The organism is Thauera butanivorans (assembly GCF_048398245.1).
GTDB lineage: Bacteria > Pseudomonadota > Gammaproteobacteria > Burkholderiales > Rhodocyclaceae > Thauera > Thauera butanivorans.
On record NZ_CP183038.1, the window covers coordinates 1,138,351 to 1,155,361 of the forward strand.

Here is a 17,011-nt window from a genome sequence, read left to right on the forward strand (position 1 = left end):
CATGGCAAAGAAACAACCCGTCATCATCTCTTGCGCCATTACCGGCGCGATCCACACTCCGACCATGTCGGATGCGCTGCCCTATACGGCCGACGACATCGCCAACCAGGCGATCGCGGCGTCCGAGGCTGGAGCGGCGATCCTGCACCTGCATGCGCGTCGTCCCGAGGACGGCGGCGTCACCATCGACCCCGACGCCTTCGCTACCTTCCTGCCCCGCATCAAGGCAGCGACCGATTCGGTGATCAACCTCTCGACCGGCGGCAGCCTGATGAACACCATCGACGAGCGCATCGCTCCCACGCTGCGCTTCTCGCCCGAGATGTGCTCGATGAACATGGGCTCGATGAACTTCAGCTTCCATCCGCTGGCGAAGCGCTACAAGGACTGGAAGTTCGACTGGGAGCGCGACTACGTCGCCAACTCCGACACCTACATCTTCCGCAACACCTTCGCGGACCTCGAGAATGCGGCCAGTCAGCTCGCGCCCCACAACGTCAAGTTCGAGCATGAATGCTATGACGTCGGCCACCTCTACAACCTGCGCTTCTGCATGGACATCGGGCTCTACAAGGCGCCGGTCTTCATCCAGTTCATCTTCGGCATCCTCGGCGGCATCGGTCCCGACATCGACAACCTGATCTTCATGAAGCGCACGGCCGACCGCCTGTTCGGCGACGACTACCGCTGGTCGGTGCTGGGGGCGGGCGGGGCGCAGATGCCGTTTGCCACCACCGCCAGCCAGATGGGCGGCAACGTCCGCGTGGGGCTGGAGGATTCGCTGCTGGTCTCGCGCGGCAAGCTGGCTGAATCCAACGCCCAGCAAGTGGCCAAGATCCGCCGCATCGTCGAGGAACTGGGTGCGGAGATCGCCACGCCCGATGATGCGCGTGAAATCCTGCAGCTCAAGGGGAAGCAGAACGTGAAGTTCTGACAAGGCGGGTGCCTGCAGGGCGCATGCCTGTCACGCCTGTAATTCCGGCCCCGGCCGCCGCGGCCGATCGGCGGCCGGATCACGGCTGGCGTGCGTGCGGACCCGGCACGGGAGCCCTCGGGTGCGAAGGACTGCGGCTGCAGGATGCAGAGCGCAGCTTTCAGTGCGAAAGAAAAGCAGAATTCAAAAAGGAGTGCGTTCCATGGTGCAAGGCAAAGTTGCCCTCGTCACCGGCTCGACCAGCGGCATCGGCCTGGCGGTGGCCCGCCAGCTCGCCGGTTCGGGCGCGGCGGTGATGCTCAACGGCTTCGGCGATGCCGCCGAGATCGAGAAGCTGCGCGCGGGGCTGGCGCAGGAATTCGGCGTGCCGGTGCGCTACAGCGGCGCCGACATGAGCCAGCCCGAGGAGATCGTCGCGATGGTCGAGGAGACCGAGCGCGAACTCGGCGCGGTGGACATCCTGGTCAATAACGCCGGCATCCAGTTCGTCTCGCCGGTGGATGAATTCCCGCCGGCCAAATGGGAGCAGATCCTCTCGATCAATCTTTCCTCCAATTTCTACACCATCCGCGCCGCGCTGCCGGGCATGAAGTCGCGTGGCTGGGGCCGCATCGTCAACATCGCCTCGGCCCATGGCCTGGTGGCCTCGCCGTTCAAGTCGGCCTACGTGGCGGCCAAGCACGGCGTGCTGGGGTTGACCAAGACCGTGGCGCTGGAAGCCGCCGAGGCTGCGATCACCTGCAACGCGATCTGCCCCGGCTACGTGAAGACGCCGCTGGTCGAAGGCCAGATCCGAGACCAGGCCAAGGCCCATGGCATGAGCGAGGACCGCGTGGTGCGCGAAGTGATCCTCGCCTCGCAGCCCAACAAGCGCTTCGTCGAATCGCAGGCGATCGGCGACATCGTGCTGTTCCTGTGTTCCCCGGCGGCCGATTCCATTACCGGCATCGCATTGCCGGTGGAAGGCGGCTGGACCGCGCGCTGAAAGGATACCGCCATGGCTGGTTTGCAAAGAGAAACGGTCGCCGGGCTCTCCAAGGGCGACTCCAGCAAGGTCGTTTCTGCCGCAGATGCCGTGCGCCTGATCCGACCCGGCAATACGGTGGCCACCGGCGGCTTCGTCGGCATCGGCTTTCCCGAGGCCGTCGCCGCCGCGCTCGAAGAACTGTACCTCGATCCCGCAGTGCCCGCCGACGAGAAGCCCGGCGGCCTTACCCTGCTGTATGCCGCCGGCCAGGGCGGCGGCAAGCTCAATGCGCGCACCACCGAAGACCTGGTGAGCCTGATGCAGGTGCGCGGCGAGGAATACCTGTTCTATCCGGCCATGCCGATCGACGTGGCCATCGTGCGCGGCTCCACGGCCGACCCCGACGGCAACATCACCATGGAACGCGAGGCGCTGACGCTGGAGACGCTGTCCATCGCCATGGCCGCGCGCACAGCGGCGGCCTGGTCATCGTGCAGGTGGAGCACCTGGAGATCAAGACGCCGCAAGACGTGGATGCGATTGGCGCCCGGGTCGCACAGGTCTGCGAGCCCTTGATCCGGCAGGGCCGTCGTCAATTACGAAGGCTTCGTGCTCGACCGCGACCTCGAGGACCGCTATGCGGAGATGGTGCGCGGCTGCGTGCAGCGCTATTACTCCAGCGTCACGCGCTTCACCACCAGCGCCTTCATGCGCGCCAAGCTGGGCGAAACGCTGTCGCGGCGCAAGCTGGCGCCGTATATCTTCGAGAGTGAAGCGGAGGCGGTGGAGAGCCTGGCGGCCATGCAGACGGCTGCCCATGGCGGATGATTTCCATGCCCACGCGGTGCCAGTCCGTTTTGGCCCGGGAGGCAGCAAATCATCCAGTAAATACGGATCTGCATTCGGTCGGACAAGGGGGCGGGAAACCGGACACCGTGCTGTCGCATGGCAAGGCGACCCAAGTGCCCCTGGGCGGTTGAAGGCAAATCCGTAGCGACCACCATGCCGGCCAAGGTGCGGCCTTGGTGCCAGCGCCTCGCGCCGGGCAGTTCGAACAGATGATGATTCTGGCTCCCTGCCGCCTGTGCAGTGCGCGTACATAGTTGGATCGGGGCGGCTACTGCAGCCGACTCGCCGTAAGCCACCGACGGACTTGCCCCATCGTCAGGCGATAGCGTGCGTAATTCTCCGATCAGCTCGGATCAACTCATATCTGGCTCATTTGTAGGGCTGATTGACTGACGGTTTGTGCGATGGACGATACGTGCGAAAATGCGGCGCTTGCTGCGGGCAGCTGGATCATCGGCGCGGGGTATCGAACGAAAAAGCGGGTATCCACGTGGGTATCAACCGCGAATGAGCGGCACAAGCCCTAATGAAATCAAGAGGATAGACCGCTTATGCTGCTGATGATCGACAACTATGACAGCTTCACCTACAACCTGGTGCAGTATTTCGGCGAGCTTGGCGCCGAGGTCAAGGTGTTCCGCAACGACGAGATCACGCTCGAGCAGATCGCGGCAATGAAGCCCGACCGGCTCGTGATCTCGCCCGGGCCATGCTCGCCGGCCGAAGCCGGCATCTCGGTGTCGGCGATCAAGGCTTTTGCCGGCAAACTGCCCATTCTCGGCGTCTGCCTCGGCCACCAGAGCATCGGCGCGGCTTTCGGCGGCCGGGTGGTGCATGCGCAAAAGCTCATGCACGGCAAGACTTCGCCGGTGCGCCACCATGGTGCCGGCGTGTTCCGCGGCCTGCCCGATCCGCTGGTGTGCACGCGCTATCACTCGCTCGCGATTGAACGCGACAGCCTGCCCGATTGTCTGGAAGTGACGGCCTGGACCGAAGACGGTGAAATCATGGGGGTGCGCCACAGGACGCTCGACGTCGAGGGCGTGCAGTTCCACCCCGAATCGATCCTGACCGAGCACGGCCACGAGCTGCTGCGCAACTTCCTCGACCGCAGTGCGCCCGTGCCCGCTGCCGCCTGATGCCGAACGAAACGATGCCCGACATGATCACGCCCCAGCAAGCCCTGCAACGCACGATCGAACACCGCGAAATCTTCTTCGACGAGATGCTGTCGCTGATGCGCCAGATCATGGCCGGCGAGGTGTCGCCGGTGATGACCGCCGCGATCCTGACCGGTCTGCGGGTCAAGAAGGAAACCATCGGCGAGATCGCCGCCGCCGCCATCGTCATGCGCGAAATGTCGACCAAGGTCGAGGTCGCGCCGCCGCACGAGCATTTCCTCGACGTCGTCGGCACCGGCGGCGATGGCGCCAACACCTTCAACATTTCCACCACCACGATCTTCGTCGCCGCGGCGGCAGGCGCGCGCGTCGCCAAGCATGGCGGGCGCGGCGTGTCGTCGAAATCCGGCGCGGCCGACGTCATCGAGGCGCTCGGGGTCAATCTCGACCTCACGCCGGCCCAGGTCGCCGCGTGCATCGAAGCCACCGGCATCGGCTTCATGTATGCGCCGGCCCACCACAGCGCGATGAAGAACGTCGCCCCGGTGCGGCGCGAGATGGGCGTGCGCACGCTGTTCAACATTCTCGGCCCGCTGACCAATCCGGCTGGCGCGCCCAATACGCTGATGGGCGTGTTCCATCCGGATCTCGTCGGCATCCAGGCCCGCGTCATGGAGCGCCTCGGCGCCAACCACGTGCTGGTCGTGCATGGCCTGGACGGCATGGACGAGGCCAGCCTCGGCGGCGCCACGCTGGTGGGCGAACTCAAGGACGGCAAGGTCAGCGAATACGAAATCCACCCGGAAGACTTCGACATCCCGATGGCCAGCAGCCGCAACCTGCGTGTCGGGAATGCCGTCGAATCGCGCGAGATGCTGCTCGGCGTGCTCGACAACCGCCCCGGCCCGGCACGCGACATCGTCGTGTTCAATGCCGGCGTGGCCTTGTACGCCGCCAATCTGGTGGATTCGATCGGCGCCGGCGTCCAGCGTGCGCGCGAAATCATCGCCAGCGGCGCGGCACGCGCGCGGCTGGATGAGTTCGTGCGCTTCACCCAACAGTTCCGGAACGTGCAATGAGTGACATCCTGAAGAAAATCTGCGCGGTCAAGGTCGAGGAGGTCGCTGCCGCCGCTGCCGACAGGCCGCCGTCCGTCGTCCGGGCTGCGGCCGAGGCCGGGCCGGCCGCGCGCGATTTCGTCGGCGCCATCCGCGCCCGCCATGCCGCCGGGCGGCCGGCGGTGATCGCCGAGATCAAGAAGGCCAGTCCATCCAAGGGCGTGATCCGCGCCGATTTCCGTCCCGCCGACATCGCCCGCTCCTACGAGCAGGCCGGCGCGGCCTGCCTGTCGGTGCTGACCGACCGCGAATTCTTCCAGGGCGCGCCCGAATACCTGCAGGCCGCGCGCGCCGCCTGCGCCTTGCCGGTGCTGCGCAAGGACTTTCTCGTCGATCCCTACCAGGTGTTCGAAGCCCGCGCGATGGGGGCCGACGCCATCCTGCTGATCGCCGCCTGCCTGGATCTGGCGCAGATGCGCGACATGGAAGCGATCGCCGGTGAACTCGGCATGGCGGTGCTGGTCGAGGTACACGATGCGGACGAACTGGAAAACGCCTTGCGGCTGCAGACGCCGCTGATCGGCATCAACAACCGTAACCTGCGTACTTTCGAAGTCTCGCTGCAGACCACGCTGGACCTGCTGCCGCGCATCGCCAGAGCAGGCGCCGGCCGTATCGTCGTCACCGAATCGGGCATCCTGAAACCCGAGGACGTTGCGCTGATGCGCGGCAACGCGGTGCAGACCTTCCTCGTCGGCGAGGCCTTCATGCGTGTCGACGAGCCCGGCGAGGGCCTGCGCGCCCTGTTCGGCTGAACCGCGCCCGGTCGCCGAGGGGGCGCTGGTCGCCGCCTCCGGTGGTGCATCGGTGCCGGCCCGGCTGGTCCTGGGCCGCAGCGGCGGCAGCATGTGTCCCACCAAACCGTCAGTCTGAAAGTTCATGGACAAACCGGAACAGTCTTCGACCAAGGTGCAAGCGGGGCCGTCGCCGGCGGCCGGCCGCCGGCGCGGCCTGCGCGCCTGGCTGGTCGGCGGGCTGATCACCGTGCTCGCCGTGGTGGCGCTGGTGCTGGCCGCGTCCGCCTGGCTGCTCGGCACGCGCTCGGGGCTGGATGCCGCGATCTCCCTCGGCCAGCGCGCGACGGATGGCGCGCTGCGGATCGAAGGCGCGCGAGGGCGTCTGCTCGGGCCCCTGAAGATCGATGCGCTGCATTACCACACGGAGGATCTGCGCCTGGACCTGCAGGCGCTGGAGCTGGCCTGGCAGCCCGCAGCCCTGCTCGGGCGCAAGCTGGTCGTCGATCGCCTTGCGGTCGAACGCATCGATTTCGCCCAGCGCAACGAGGAAAAGGACGATGCCGAGCGCGCACCGCTGGTGTCGCCCGAGGATTTGCAGATTCCGCTCGCGATCGAGCTGGGCCGGCTGGAGCTGGGGCGTTTCGAGCTGCACGAATGGGCGCCGGAGCCGCAGGAGGGCGATGCGCCGCCCGCGGAAGGTTTCTGGATCGCCGAACTGAGCGCTGTGCTCGGCAGCGACGGCAGGCACCACCAGGTACGCGAACTGGCGCTGAAACTGCCGCAAGGCCAGGTCATGCTCGAAGCCGCGCTCGACGGCCTCAAGCCTTTCGCGCTGACGGGTGGCATCCGTTTCGATGGCGTCATCGAAGAGCGCCCGCTCGAGGCCAGGCTTGCCGCTTCCGGCACACTGCTCGCACCGCACGTCGAGCTCACGGCCGCAGCCGAAGGCCTGAACGCCCATGCGGTGGCCGAAGCCGCGCCCTTCGAGCCGATGCCGCTGCGTGCACTGAAGCTGGAAGCGGGCGAAATCGATCCTTCGGCTTTTGCCGAAGGCTTGCCGCACGCCGTGCTGCGGCTCGAAGCCGAACTCGTGGCTGTCGCCGAGGACGGCAGTCTGCCGGCCGAGCCGCAATCGGCCGGGCCTAACCTGGCCGGGCCGTTCCGCCTGCTGAATCGCAAGCCGGCAGCCGTGGATGCGGGCGGCATTCCGGTCGCTTCAGTGTCCGGCCGGCTGGACCTGAAACCCGCCGCGATCAGCGTCGACGCGCTCGACATCCGCCTGCCGGGCGATGGCCGCATCGGTGGCCGGCTTGCCTGGCAGCCGCCGGCTGCCAGCGATGCGGGCGCGGAGACGGATCGAGCAGGGCAGTCCAGGATGGCGGACATCGGGCAGCTCGTTGCCGTGCTCGAGCTTGCCGGCATCGATACCCGCGCCCTCGATACCCGCCTGCCCAGGCAGCGCCTGGCGGGCCGCATCGACGCCGAGGCGGATGCGCAGCGCCAACAGGCAGAGCTGGCGCTGACGCTCGGTACAGCCAGGATCGATGCGCGAGCCGAACTGCTTGCGCAGGCGGCAGGAGGAGCCGTGGCCGACGCTTCGGCGGCCGGCAAACCGGCGACCGCCGGCGGCGCTCCGGCCGCAGGCGAAACCGTTGCCGCTGCGCCCCCACGGCGTTTTTCGGTCAACGCCCGCCTGCGCGAAGTCGACCCGCGCGCGCTGCTCCCTGAAGCGCCGAAAGCACGCCTCAATCTCGATCTCGATGCCTCCGGCGAACTGCCGGAAGCCGGCCTGCCGCAGGCGGTACGACTCGTCTTCCAGATTCCCGACAGCCGCCTCGAAGATCTCGCGCTCGGCGGCAAGGGCCGCTTGAGGCTGGAGGGCGAGCGTCTGCCCGAAGTGGCGCTCGATCTGAACATCGCCGGCAATTCTCTGGTGGCCGAAGGCGCCTGGGGCGCCCCCGGCGATGTGCTCAAGTTCGCTCTCGACGCCTTGAAACTCGACGCGCTCGGCCATGGCCTGGCCGGCAAGGCCAGTGCCAGCGGACAACTGGGCGGCACGCTGGAGCTGCCGTCGGGCGAACTGCAGTTCTTCGGCGAGGCGCTGCGGCTGCCGGGCGGCGTGCGCCTGCTCGGCGTCAATGGTGTCGGCCGGCTCGATGCCGGCGCCGATGGCCCGTTCCAGCTGTCGATGGGGCTGTCCGGGCTGGGGCCGACCGCAAGGGACGCCGATGGCAGGGTGCAGCCCGACTGGCTGGCCAATGCCCGCCTGTCCGCCTCGGGCACCCGGGCGCGCCACGACATCGAGCTCGATCTCGCCACGCCGGAGCTGGACGGTGCCGGCGACACGCTGAAGCTGAGCCTGAAGGGGGGCGTGCAGACGCCGACCGCGCAGCGGCCCGGCCCGCGCTGGCTGGGCGAACTGAGCGCACTGGAGAGCGCCGGCCGCTTTGCCGCCCGGCTGCTGGCGCCGGCACGGCTCGATCTGTCGCCCGAGGCCGCCAGCATCGGCGAGGCACGGCTCGATCTGGGCGAAAAGGGCCGTCTGCACCTGCAGGAAACCGCCTGGTCGCCGCAGCAGAGTGTGACGCGCGGTACGCTGACCGGCCTCGCCTTCGGTCCGTTGACCCGCGCCGATGGCCAGCCGAGGCGGGGCCCCGGCCCGCTGGTGCTCGGTGCCGACTGGAACCTGAGCGTCGGCACGACACTGGACGGCCAGGCGCGCGTGTTCCGCGAGTCGGGCGACATCACCATCGAAGGCGAAACCCGCACCCGGCTCGGCCTGGAGACGCTGGAGGCGGTGCTGAAGGCCAGCGGCAACCGCCTGAGCCTGACGGCCCAGGCGCGCGGCAGCGAAATCGGCAGCGTGCAGGCCAGTGCCGGGCTGCAGGCGCAGCGCGGCGCGGACGGCATGTGGTCGCTGCCGCCGGACGCTGCGCTGTCGGGCGCGGCCGAACTCGACATGCCCTCGATCAGCTGGCTGGGCCGCCTGACGCCCGAGAGCGTCGAGGCGGGCGGCAGCCTGAAGGGCCGTGTCGAACTGGGCGGCACGCTGGCCGCGCCGCGCGCTTCCGGCCGCGTCAGCGGCCGCTCGCTGGAGATTGCGCTGATCGATCAGGGGCTGCACCTGTCCGGCGGCGAATTCGATGCCAGCTTCGACAACGATCGCGTGCGTCTCGAACGGCTGGCCTTCGTGTCGCCGAACCGCGTGCGCCCGCGCGAGAAGCGCATTCCCTTCGATCGCCTGACCGCGACGCCGGGCAGTTTCAACGCCAGTGGCGAAGTACGGCTCGACAGCGGCGACGGCGATTTCAGCTTCCGCGCCGACCGCCTGCCGCTGCTGCAGCGCGACGACCGCTGGATGCTGCTGTCGGGCGAAGGCACGGCGCGCAGCACCTGGACCTCGCTGGTGCTGAATGCGGATTTCCGCGCCGATGCCGGCTACATCGAATTTGCCGAAACGCCGCCGCCCAGCCTGTCGGACGACGTCGTCGTGCTCGGCCGCGACGAGGAGCCGAAAGAGGGCGGCTTCGCGCTCAGTGCCGACGTCGGCGTCAGCCTGGGCAATGCGCTCTACCTGTCGGCGATGGGGCTGGAGACCCGGCTGGCGGGCGAATTGAAGCTGCGCCTGCGTCCCGGCCTGCCGATGTCGGCGATCGGCAGCATCGCCACCGTCGGCGGCTCCTACCGCGGCTACGGCCAGAGCCTCGTCATCGACCGCGGCGTGGTCAACTTCCAGGGGCCGCTGGATGCGCCGGGGCTGGACATCGTCGCGCTGCGCAAGGGGCTGGCGGTCGAGGCGGGCGTGGCCGTCACCGGCAGCGCCAAGCGGCCGCAGATACGACTGGTGTCCGAGCCGAACGTGCCCGACCCCGACAAGCTGTCGTGGATCGTGCTCGGCCGCGCGCCCGATTCCGGCTCCGGCGCCGACCTCGGCCTGCTGCTGCCGGCTGCGCAGGCCCTGCTTGGCGGTCCGGGCGGCGGCATGACGGAGGAGTTGTCGCGCAGCCTGGGCTTCGACAGCTTCTCGATCGGGCAGGGCGAGCTCAACAGCACCTCGCGCGCAGCCAGCAGCCGTGTGCTCGGCAGCGGCTCGACCGTCGCCAGCGATCCGTCGGTGGCCGGCCAGGTGCTGAGCGTGGGCAAGCGCCTGAGTCCCGAGCTGTTCCTGTCCTTCGAACAGAGCCTGGGAGGTGCCGAAACCCTGGTCAAGCTCAGCTACCAGTTGTCGCGGCGCTTGTCGGTGGTGGCGCGCGGCGGCACCGATACCTCGCTGGACCTCCACTACGGTTTTTCCTTCCGCTGAGCGTGCCGGCGGGTCTGCCAGGCAAGGGAGCATGATCATGACGACTGAAACGAATGCGAATCCGGGCTTCGAAACCGCCATTTTCGGTGGCGGCTGCTTCTGGTGTCTGGAAGCGGTCTTCCTCGAAACCGAAGGCGTCCACGCCGTGATGTCCGGCTACTGCGGCGGCCATGTCGACTCGCCGAGCTACCGCCAGGTCTGTACCGGCACGACTGGCCATGCCGAGGTGGTGAAAATCGACTTCGACCCCGCAGTGATCACCTACCGCGATTTGCTCGAAATCTTCTTCGCCATCCACGACCCGACCACGCCGGACCGCCAGGGCAACGACCGCGGCCCGCAGTACCGCTCGGCGATCTTCGCCACCAGCGGGGCGCAGCGCCAGGCCGCATCGGCGATGATCACCGAACTGGAAGCGGAGCACGTCTTCGCCGATCCGATCGTCACCACGGTGGAAGCCGCGCCTGCGTTCTGGCCGGCCGAAGCCGAGCATCACGACTACTACGCCCGCAACGGCGAGCAGCCGTACTGCCAGTACGTGGTGGCGCCCAAGCTGGCCAAGTTCCGCGCCCGCTTCGCCGGCCGCCGCCGCGACAGATAGCCTGCGGCGGCTGGAAGGCCGCACTGGCAGGTAGAATCCCAGCCTTTATCCCCCGGAGCAGGAGAAGAGCATGACCCAGACCACCACCGCCAGCGGCCTCGTCATCGACGACCTCGAAACCGGCAGCGGCGAAACCGCCGTCAAGGGCAAGATGGTGTCGGTGCATTACACCGGCTGGCTGACCGATGGCCGCAAGTTCGATTCGTCGAAGGATCGCAACGACCCGTTCAACTTCCCGCTCGGTGCCGGCCACGTCATCCGCGGCTGGGACGAAGGCGTGCAGGGCATGCAGGAAGGCGGCAAGCGCAAGCTGACGATTCCGCCGGAGCTGGGCTATGGTGCCCGCGGCGCCGGCGGCGTGATCCCGCCCAACGCCACGCTGGTGTTCGAGGTCGAACTGCTGAAAGTGCTGTGAGTTGCAGCCGGGCCGGCCTTGCCGGCCGCGGACGGGGACCGGCGCAGGCCGGTCGATGTGGAGAAGAAAGGGGGAGAACATGAAACTCGACCAAGCGCAGCGCCAGATCCTCACCCTGCTGCAGAAGGACTCCACCCTCAGCACCCAGTCGCTGGCAGAGAAGGTCGGCATGTCGCCCACGCCATGCTGGCGGCGGGTCAGGGAAATGGAAGAGGCCGGCCTGATCCGCGGGTATGTCGCGCTGGTCGACCGGCAGAAGCTGGGATTGGGCACCTGTGTGTGGGTCAGGGTCAAGCTCAAGCAGCACGGCGCCGATGTGCTCGAACGCTTCGAGCGCGTGGTCAAGGCCTGCGACGAAGTCGTCGAATGCTACGAACTGCTGGGCGAGACGGATTGCCTGCTCAAGCTCTACCTGCCCAATCTCGAAGCCTTGTCGGTGTTCATGCACAGCTTCCTGCTGAAGATCCCCGAGATCGACGTCACCCATTCCAGCGTGGCGCTGCGCGAGATCAAGAACGAAACGGCGCTGCCGCTGTGAGGCGGCAGCGCCGTCCGGGATGGCCCGCGGCGGTCTGTCAGAGGTTGTGCCAGAACACGAACAGCACGGCGATCGGCGCCACGTAACGCGTCAGCAGCTTCCATATCGCAAAGCCGCCATTGCCCAGGCGCAATTCCCGGCGCACGCTTTCCTGCTCCAGTTTCCAGGCAACGAAAACGATCGCGCCGAGGCCGGCGAGCGGCAGCATGAACTTGCTGGTGATGTAGTCGAGCAGGTCGAAGATGTTCAAGCCGGCGAACTTGACGTCGCCCCACAGATTGAAGGACAGCAGCGCGGCGATGCCCAGGGCCCAGATCGTCAGTCCGGCGATGACGGTGGCGCCGATGCGCTTGAGCGGCGTGCGCTCTTCCAGCAGTTCCACCACCGGCTCCAGCAGCGAGATCGAAGACGTCAGCGCGGCGAAGGTCAGCAGCAGGAAGAACAGGGTACCCAGTACCAGACCGCCGGAGATGTTGCCGAAGGCCAGCGGCAGGGTGACGAACACCAAGCCGGGGCCGGCGGCCGGGTCCAGGCCGTTGGCGAACACGATCGGGAAGATCGCCAGGCCGGCGCACAGGGCGAAGGTGGTGTCGAGGATCACCACGGTGCGGGCAGCGCGCAGCAGATTGACCTCCTCGCCGAGATACGAACCGTAGGCCATCATCACGCCCATGCCCAGCGACAGCGTGAAGAAGGCGTGGCCGAGCGCGGCCAGCAGCACCTTGCCGTCGAGCTTGCTCCAGTCGGGATTGAACAGATAGGCCACGGCCTCGCCGAAGCTGCCGGTGGTGATGCCGTAGCCCACGAGCACGATCAGGATCAGGCCCAGCGCCGGCATCATCAGCTTGGAGCCGCGCTCCAGGCCGCCGGTGACGCCCAGTGCGACCACGCCGATGGTCAGCAGCATGAACAGCGAATGCCAGACGAGCAGTTCGCCCGGGCGGGCGAGGAAGGCGTCGAAGGCGGCGCCGATCGCGGCCTTGTCGAGCCCGCTGAAGCCGCCGAGGGCGGCATCGCGGATGTAGGCCAGCGCCCAGCCGCCGATCACGCTGTAGAAGGACAGGATCAGGAAGGCGCCGAGGATGCCGATCGCCCCCACCAGCGCCCAGTTGCGGTGGTGGCCGTGCTCGCGGGCCAGGGCCGACATGGTGTTGATCGGATTCTTCTGCCCGCGGCGGCCGAGCAGCCATTCCGAGACCAGGATGGGCACGCCGATGAAGGCGATGCAGGCGAGATAGACGAGCACGAAGGCTGCGCCGCCGCTCTGCCCGACCATGTAGGGAAACTTCCAGATGTTGCCCAGGCCGACCGCGGAACCGGTGGCCGCGAGGATGAAGCCCAGCCGCGAAGACCATTGGGCGTGGGGAAGTGCTGTCGTCGCCATGTCATCGCCCCCCGGCCGGGCTGATGGAGCAGGATGGACGGGGCCTTCCGGACGGCCGGCAGGAACGGGCGGCAATGGGAATCATGGTGGTCTCCTCGTTTTATTGATGGCGCTCGTGGCGCGAAGTGGTCAGGGCTGAATGATTTCCCGCGCCGGTATGGCGCTGGGAGCCGGGCGATGTGTGCCCACGCCCTGTTCCGGGGCCTTCCCGGCCGCAGGTGGCGTGGCCGGGGCGGTGCTGAATAGTATTTGTGATGAGTGAAAAAATTTTTCTTATTGATCGGGTTTTGGCGTCGATTCAGGAAAAATTTTTCTTCGCTGCTCCGTAGCATGCGGAGCTGGCGTTCGGTGCTGCGAACGTGCCAAACCAACCATTCATCAAGGAGACAACGCCGACAGGCCGCTTGCGCACGCCATCAGCGTGGCGCACAAGCCTGCGGCGGTTCACGCCACCATGTCGAACACACTGCCCCCCGTCACCCTCGACGACAAGTACACCCTCGGCACCGGCCGCGCCTACATGACCGGCATCCAGGCCCTGGTGCGCCTGCCGATGATGCAGCGCATGCGCGACCAGGCCGCGGGGCTGAACACCGCCGGCTTCGTCACCGGCTACCGCGGTTCGCCGCTGGGCAACGTCGACCAGGAATTCTGGAAGGCGAAGAAATTCCTCGAGCCGATGCACATCCGCTTCCAGCCAGGCCTCAACGAGGACCTGGCGGCGACCGCGGTGTGGGGCACGCAGCAGGTCGATCTCGACCCCGATGCGCTCTACGATGGCGTGTTCTCGATCTGGTACGGCAAGGGCCCGGGCGTGGACCGCACCGGCGACGTGTTCCGCCACGCCAATGCCGCCGGCACCTCGAAGCACGGCGGCGTGCTGGTGATCGCCGGCGACGACCACGCAGCCAAGTCGTCCACGCTGCCGCACCAGACCGAGCACGTGTTCAAGGCCCTGATGATGCCGGTGCTGGCGCCGGCCGGCATCCAGGAATACCTGGAATACGGCCTGCACGGCTTCGCGCTGTCGCGCTATTCGGGCTGCTGGGTGGCGTTCAAGGCGCTGACCGACACGGTGGAGACTTCCGCCTCGGTGGATGTCGATCCGTTCCGCGTGCACACCGTGATCCCGAACGCGGACGAATTCCCGCTGCCGGCCGACGGCCTCAACCTGCGCTGGCCCGATCCGCCGCTGGTGCAGGAAAAGCGCCTGCTGCACCACAAGCTGTACGCCGCGCTGGCCTACTGCCGCGCCAACGGCCTGAACCGCAGCGTGATCGACAGCCCCAGCGCCCGGCTCGGCATCATCACCAGCGGCAAGAGCTACCTCGACGTGCGCCAGGCGCTCGAAGACCTCGGCATCGACGATGCGGTCGCCGCCGACATCGGCCTGCGGGTCTACAAGGTCGGCATGGTGTGGCCGCTGGAGGCCGAAGGCGTGCGCCGCTTCGCCGACGGGCTGGAAGAGATCCTCGTCATCGAGGAAAAGCGCCAGTTCCTCGAATACCAGCTGAAGGAAGAGCTGTACAACTGGAAGGAGGGCGTGCGCCCGCGCGTGATCGGCAAGTTCGACGAGAAGGGCGAATGGGGGCTGCCGCACGGCGACTGGCTGCTGCCGGCGGCCGGCGAGCTGACGCCGGCGATGGTGGCGCGCGCGATCGCCGCGCGCATCGCCCGCTTCTACACCTCCGACCGCATCAAGGCGCGGCTCACCTTCCTGGAAGCCAAGGAAGCCGCGCTGGCGAGGCCGCGGCTGTCGATCCAGCGCGTGCCGCACTACTGTTCCGGCTGCCCGCACAACACCTCGACCAAGGTGCCGCAGGGCTCGCGCGCGATCGCCGGCATCGGCTGCCACTACATGGCGACCTGGCTGTCGCCCGAATCGACGCAGACCTTCTGCCAGATGGGCGGCGAGGGCGTGCCCTGGGTCGGCCAGGCGCCGTTCACGAAGACGCCGCACGTGTTCGCCAACCTGGGCGACGGCACCTACATGCACTCGGGCATCCTCGCCATCCGCGCCGCGGTGGCGGCGAGGGTGAACATCACCTACAAGATCCTCTACAACGACGCCGTGGCGATGACCGGCGGCCAGCCGCACGACGGCACGCTGTCGGTGCCGATCATCGCCCGCCAGCTGCTCGCAGAGGGCGTGGGCAGCGTCGTCGTGGTCAACGACGGCACGGCGCGCGCCTACGGCCCGGCCGACCTGCCGCACGGCGTGCCGATCCGCCACCGCGACGAGATGGACGCGGTGCAGCGCGAACTGCGCACCGTGCCGGGCGCCACCGCGATCATCTACGATCAGACCTGCGCCGCCGAGAAGCGCCGCCGCAGGAAGCGCGGCAAGTTCCCCGATCCGGCCAGGCGCGTGGTCATCAACGACCTCGTGTGCGAAGGCTGCGGCGACTGCAGCGAGAAGTCCAACTGCATGTCGGTGGCCTCGGTCGAGACCGAGTTCGGGCGCAAGCGCACGATCGACCAGTCCTCGTGCAACAAGGACTATTCCTGCGTGAAGGGCTTCTGCCCCAGCTTCGTCACCGTCGAAGGCGGCAAGCTGAGGAAGGGCAAGGCCGTCGGCGGCACCGCGGCCGCGTTCGCCGACCTGCCGCAGCCCGTGCTGCCGGATACCGCGGCGCCGTGGGGCATCCTCGTCACCGGCGTCGGCGGCACCGGCGTGGTCACCATCGGCGCACTGCTGGGCATGGCCGCGCACCTGGAAGGCAAGGGCGTGTCGGTGCTCGACATGGCCGGGCTGGCGCAGAAGGGCGGCGCGGTGTGGTCGCACGTGCGCATCGCCGATCGTCCCGATCAGCTCTACGCCGCCCGCGTCGCCGCCGGCGAGGCCGATGCGGTGATCGGCTGCGACCTCGTGGTGGCGGCGAGCGACGAGTCGCTGGCGAAGATGCAGCACGGCTTCACCCGCGCCGTCATCAACCGCGACCAGACCATGACCAGCGAATTCGTGCGCGGCTTCGCCGCCCAGTCGCGCAGCGGCGACGTCGGTGCCAACCCCGACCCGCAGTTCCCCGCGCATTCGATGGAGGCGCAGATCGTCGACGCCGTCGGTGCCGGCCGCGCCGAATTCCTCGACGCCACCAACATCGCCACCGCGCTGCTGGGCGATTCCATCGCCACCAACCTGTTCATGCTGGGCTACGCCTGGCAGAAGGGGCTGGTGCCGCTGACCGGCGAGGCCATCCTGCGCGCCATCGAAATCAACGGCGCCGCGGTCGAGGCCAACAAGGCCGCCTTCCAGTGGGGCCGCCGCGCCGCGGTCGACCCGAAGGCCGTGGCCGACGCCGCGAAGCCGCAGCACGGCACGCCGGAACACCACCGGCTGTCGACCAGCGTCGACGAGGTGATCGCCCGCCGCAAGACCCACCTCGCCGACTACCAGAACGCCGCCTATGCCGGGCGCTATGCGAAGCTGGTCGCGCGCGTGCAGACGGCCGAAGCGCGCGTCGCCCCCGGCATCACGCTGCTCACCGAGGCGGTGGCGCGCGGCTACCACAAGCTGCTCGCCTACAAGGACGAGTACGAAGTGGCGCGGCTCTACACCGGCAGCGACTTCCTCAAGCGCGTCGAGGAGCAGTTCGAAGGCGACTACAAGCTCGTCTTCCACCTCGCCCCGCCGACGCTGGCCGACAAGGACCCGCAGACCGGCGAGCTGCAGAAGAAGACCTACGGCCCGTGGATGCTGAAGGCGATGCGCGTGCTGGCGAAGTTCCGCCACCTGCGCGGCTCGGTGCTCGACCCCTTCGCCCGCAGCCACGACCGCAGGCTGGACCGCGAGCTGATCGCCGACTACGAGCGCGTGGTCGACGAGATCCTCGCCGGGCTGGAACCGGCCAACCACGAAACCGCGGTGGCGCTGGCTTCCCTGCCCGAGGAGATCCGTGGCTTCGGCCACGTCCGCGAACGCTACCTGGCCGGCGCGCGCAAGCGCCAGGCGGAGTTGCTCGACGCCTTCCGCCGCCGCCAGCCGGCCGCCGGGCCGGCAGTGGTCGTCGGCCGCAAGGTCATTCCGGTGCTCGCCGGCTGAGC

The 17,011-nt window shown here is 68.0% G+C and carries 13 protein-coding genes; 12 read left to right on the forward strand and 1 reads right to left on the reverse strand.

Going from position 1 to position 17,011, the window contains the following annotated elements; translation table 11 throughout:
* Window position 1: 1 nt before the first annotated feature.
* The 11 genes from ACNQFN_RS05455 to ACNQFN_RS05505 all read left to right on the forward strand — a co-directional run bounded on the left by ACNQFN_RS05455 (window position 2) and on the right by ACNQFN_RS05505 (window position 11,583).
* A complete protein-coding gene (locus ACNQFN_RS05455) occupies window positions 2–934 on the forward strand; it encodes a 3-keto-5-aminohexanoate cleavage protein (protein WP_418648206.1) in 933 nt (310 codons plus the stop codon).
* Between the two features lie 202 nt (window positions 935–1,136).
* On the forward strand, window positions 1,137–1,919 hold the full coding sequence (locus tag ACNQFN_RS05460; protein WP_418648207.1) for a 3-hydroxybutyrate dehydrogenase: 783 nt from the start codon (window positions 1,137–1,139) through the stop codon (window positions 1,917–1,919).
* A 12-nt stretch (window positions 1,920–1,931) separates the two neighbouring features.
* On the forward strand, window positions 1,932–2,477 hold the full coding sequence (locus ACNQFN_RS05465) for a CoA-transferase (protein WP_068636950.1): 546 nt from the start codon (window positions 1,932–1,934) through the stop codon (window positions 2,475–2,477).
* A gap of 33 nt (window positions 2,478–2,510) precedes the next feature.
* Window positions 2,511–2,729, forward strand: a complete 219-nt coding sequence (locus tag ACNQFN_RS05470; protein WP_068636949.1) for a hypothetical protein — start codon at window positions 2,511–2,513, stop codon at window positions 2,727–2,729.
* Window positions 2,730–3,301: 572 nt separating this feature from the next.
* Window positions 3,302–3,889, forward strand: a complete 588-nt coding sequence (locus ACNQFN_RS05475) for an aminodeoxychorismate/anthranilate synthase component II (protein WP_068636948.1) — start codon at window positions 3,302–3,304, stop codon at window positions 3,887–3,889.
* Between the two features lie 14 nt (window positions 3,890–3,903).
* A complete protein-coding gene (gene trpD, locus ACNQFN_RS05480) occupies window positions 3,904–4,950 on the forward strand; it encodes an anthranilate phosphoribosyltransferase (protein WP_068636999.1) in 1,047 nt (348 codons plus the stop codon).
* Window positions 4,947–5,744: an indole-3-glycerol phosphate synthase TrpC gene (gene trpC, locus ACNQFN_RS05485; RefSeq protein ID WP_418648208.1), complete on the forward strand. Its 798-nt coding sequence runs from the start codon at window positions 4,947–4,949 to the stop codon at window positions 5,742–5,744. Before trpD ends, trpC begins: the two co-directional genes overlap by 4 nt.
* 124 nt (window positions 5,745–5,868) lie before the next feature.
* Window positions 5,869–10,029: a translocation/assembly module TamB domain-containing protein gene (locus ACNQFN_RS05490; protein WP_418648209.1), complete on the forward strand. Its 4,161-nt coding sequence runs from the start codon at window positions 5,869–5,871 to the stop codon at window positions 10,027–10,029.
* Window positions 10,030–10,060: 31 nt separating this feature from the next.
* Entirely contained in the window at window positions 10,061–10,630 is a 570-nt protein-coding gene (gene msrA / locus ACNQFN_RS05495) for a peptide-methionine (S)-S-oxide reductase MsrA (protein WP_169802971.1), read from the forward strand.
* A 70-nt stretch (window positions 10,631–10,700) separates the two neighbouring features.
* On the forward strand, window positions 10,701–11,045 hold the full coding sequence (locus ACNQFN_RS05500) for an FKBP-type peptidyl-prolyl cis-trans isomerase (protein ID WP_068636945.1): 345 nt from the start codon (window positions 10,701–10,703) through the stop codon (window positions 11,043–11,045).
* 79 nt (window positions 11,046–11,124) lie between these two features.
* The gene (locus tag ACNQFN_RS05505) at window positions 11,125–11,583 is read left to right on the forward strand and encodes an Lrp/AsnC family transcriptional regulator (RefSeq protein ID WP_068636944.1); all 459 of its coding nucleotides are present in this window, start codon (window positions 11,125–11,127) and stop codon (window positions 11,581–11,583) included.
* A 37-nt stretch (window positions 11,584–11,620) separates the two neighbouring features.
* On the opposite strand, the gene ACNQFN_RS05510 is transcribed toward ACNQFN_RS05505, so the two are convergent.
* Window positions 11,621–12,967 (reverse strand): sodium-dependent transporter, encoded by a 1,347-nt coding sequence (locus ACNQFN_RS05510; RefSeq protein WP_068636943.1) that lies wholly within the window; start codon window positions 12,965–12,967, stop codon window positions 11,621–11,623.
* 454 nt (window positions 12,968–13,421) lie between these two features.
* Between ACNQFN_RS05510 and ACNQFN_RS05515 the strand changes: the two genes are divergently transcribed.
* Window positions 13,422–17,009 (forward strand): indolepyruvate ferredoxin oxidoreductase family protein, encoded by a 3,588-nt coding sequence (locus tag ACNQFN_RS05515; RefSeq protein ID WP_418648210.1) that lies wholly within the window; start codon window positions 13,422–13,424, stop codon window positions 17,007–17,009.
* The last annotated feature ends 2 nt before the right edge of the window (window positions 17,010–17,011 follow it).

Coding starts and splice junctions, on each gene's coding strand:
- ACNQFN_RS05455 (WP_418648206.1), top strand. CDS start 2: ATGGCAAAGAAACAACCCGTCATCATCTCTTGCGCCATTACCGGCGCG.
- ACNQFN_RS05460 (WP_418648207.1), top strand. CDS start 1,137: ATGGTGCAAGGCAAAGTTGCCCTCGTCACCGGCTCGACCAGCGGCATC.
- ACNQFN_RS05465 (WP_068636950.1), top strand. CDS start 1,932: ATGGCTGGTTTGCAAAGAGAAACGGTCGCCGGGCTCTCCAAGGGCGAC.
- ACNQFN_RS05475 (WP_068636948.1), top strand. CDS start 3,302: ATGCTGCTGATGATCGACAACTATGACAGCTTCACCTACAACCTGGTG.
- trpD (WP_068636999.1), top strand. CDS start 3,904: ATGCCCGACATGATCACGCCCCAGCAAGCCCTGCAACGCACGATCGAA.
- trpC (WP_418648208.1), top strand. CDS start 4,947: ATGAGTGACATCCTGAAGAAAATCTGCGCGGTCAAGGTCGAGGAGGTC.
- ACNQFN_RS05490 (WP_418648209.1), top strand. CDS start 5,869: ATGGACAAACCGGAACAGTCTTCGACCAAGGTGCAAGCGGGGCCGTCG.
- msrA (WP_169802971.1), top strand. CDS start 10,061: ATGATCATGACGACTGAAACGAATGCGAATCCGGGCTTCGAAACCGCC.
- ACNQFN_RS05500 (WP_068636945.1), top strand. CDS start 10,701: ATGACCCAGACCACCACCGCCAGCGGCCTCGTCATCGACGACCTCGAA.
- ACNQFN_RS05505 (WP_068636944.1), top strand. CDS start 11,125: ATGAAACTCGACCAAGCGCAGCGCCAGATCCTCACCCTGCTGCAGAAG.
- ACNQFN_RS05510 (WP_068636943.1), bottom strand. CDS start 12,967: ATGGCGACGACAGCACTTCCCCACGCCCAATGGTCTTCGCGGCTGGGC.
- ACNQFN_RS05515 (WP_418648210.1), top strand. CDS start 13,422: ATGTCGAACACACTGCCCCCCGTCACCCTCGACGACAAGTACACCCTC.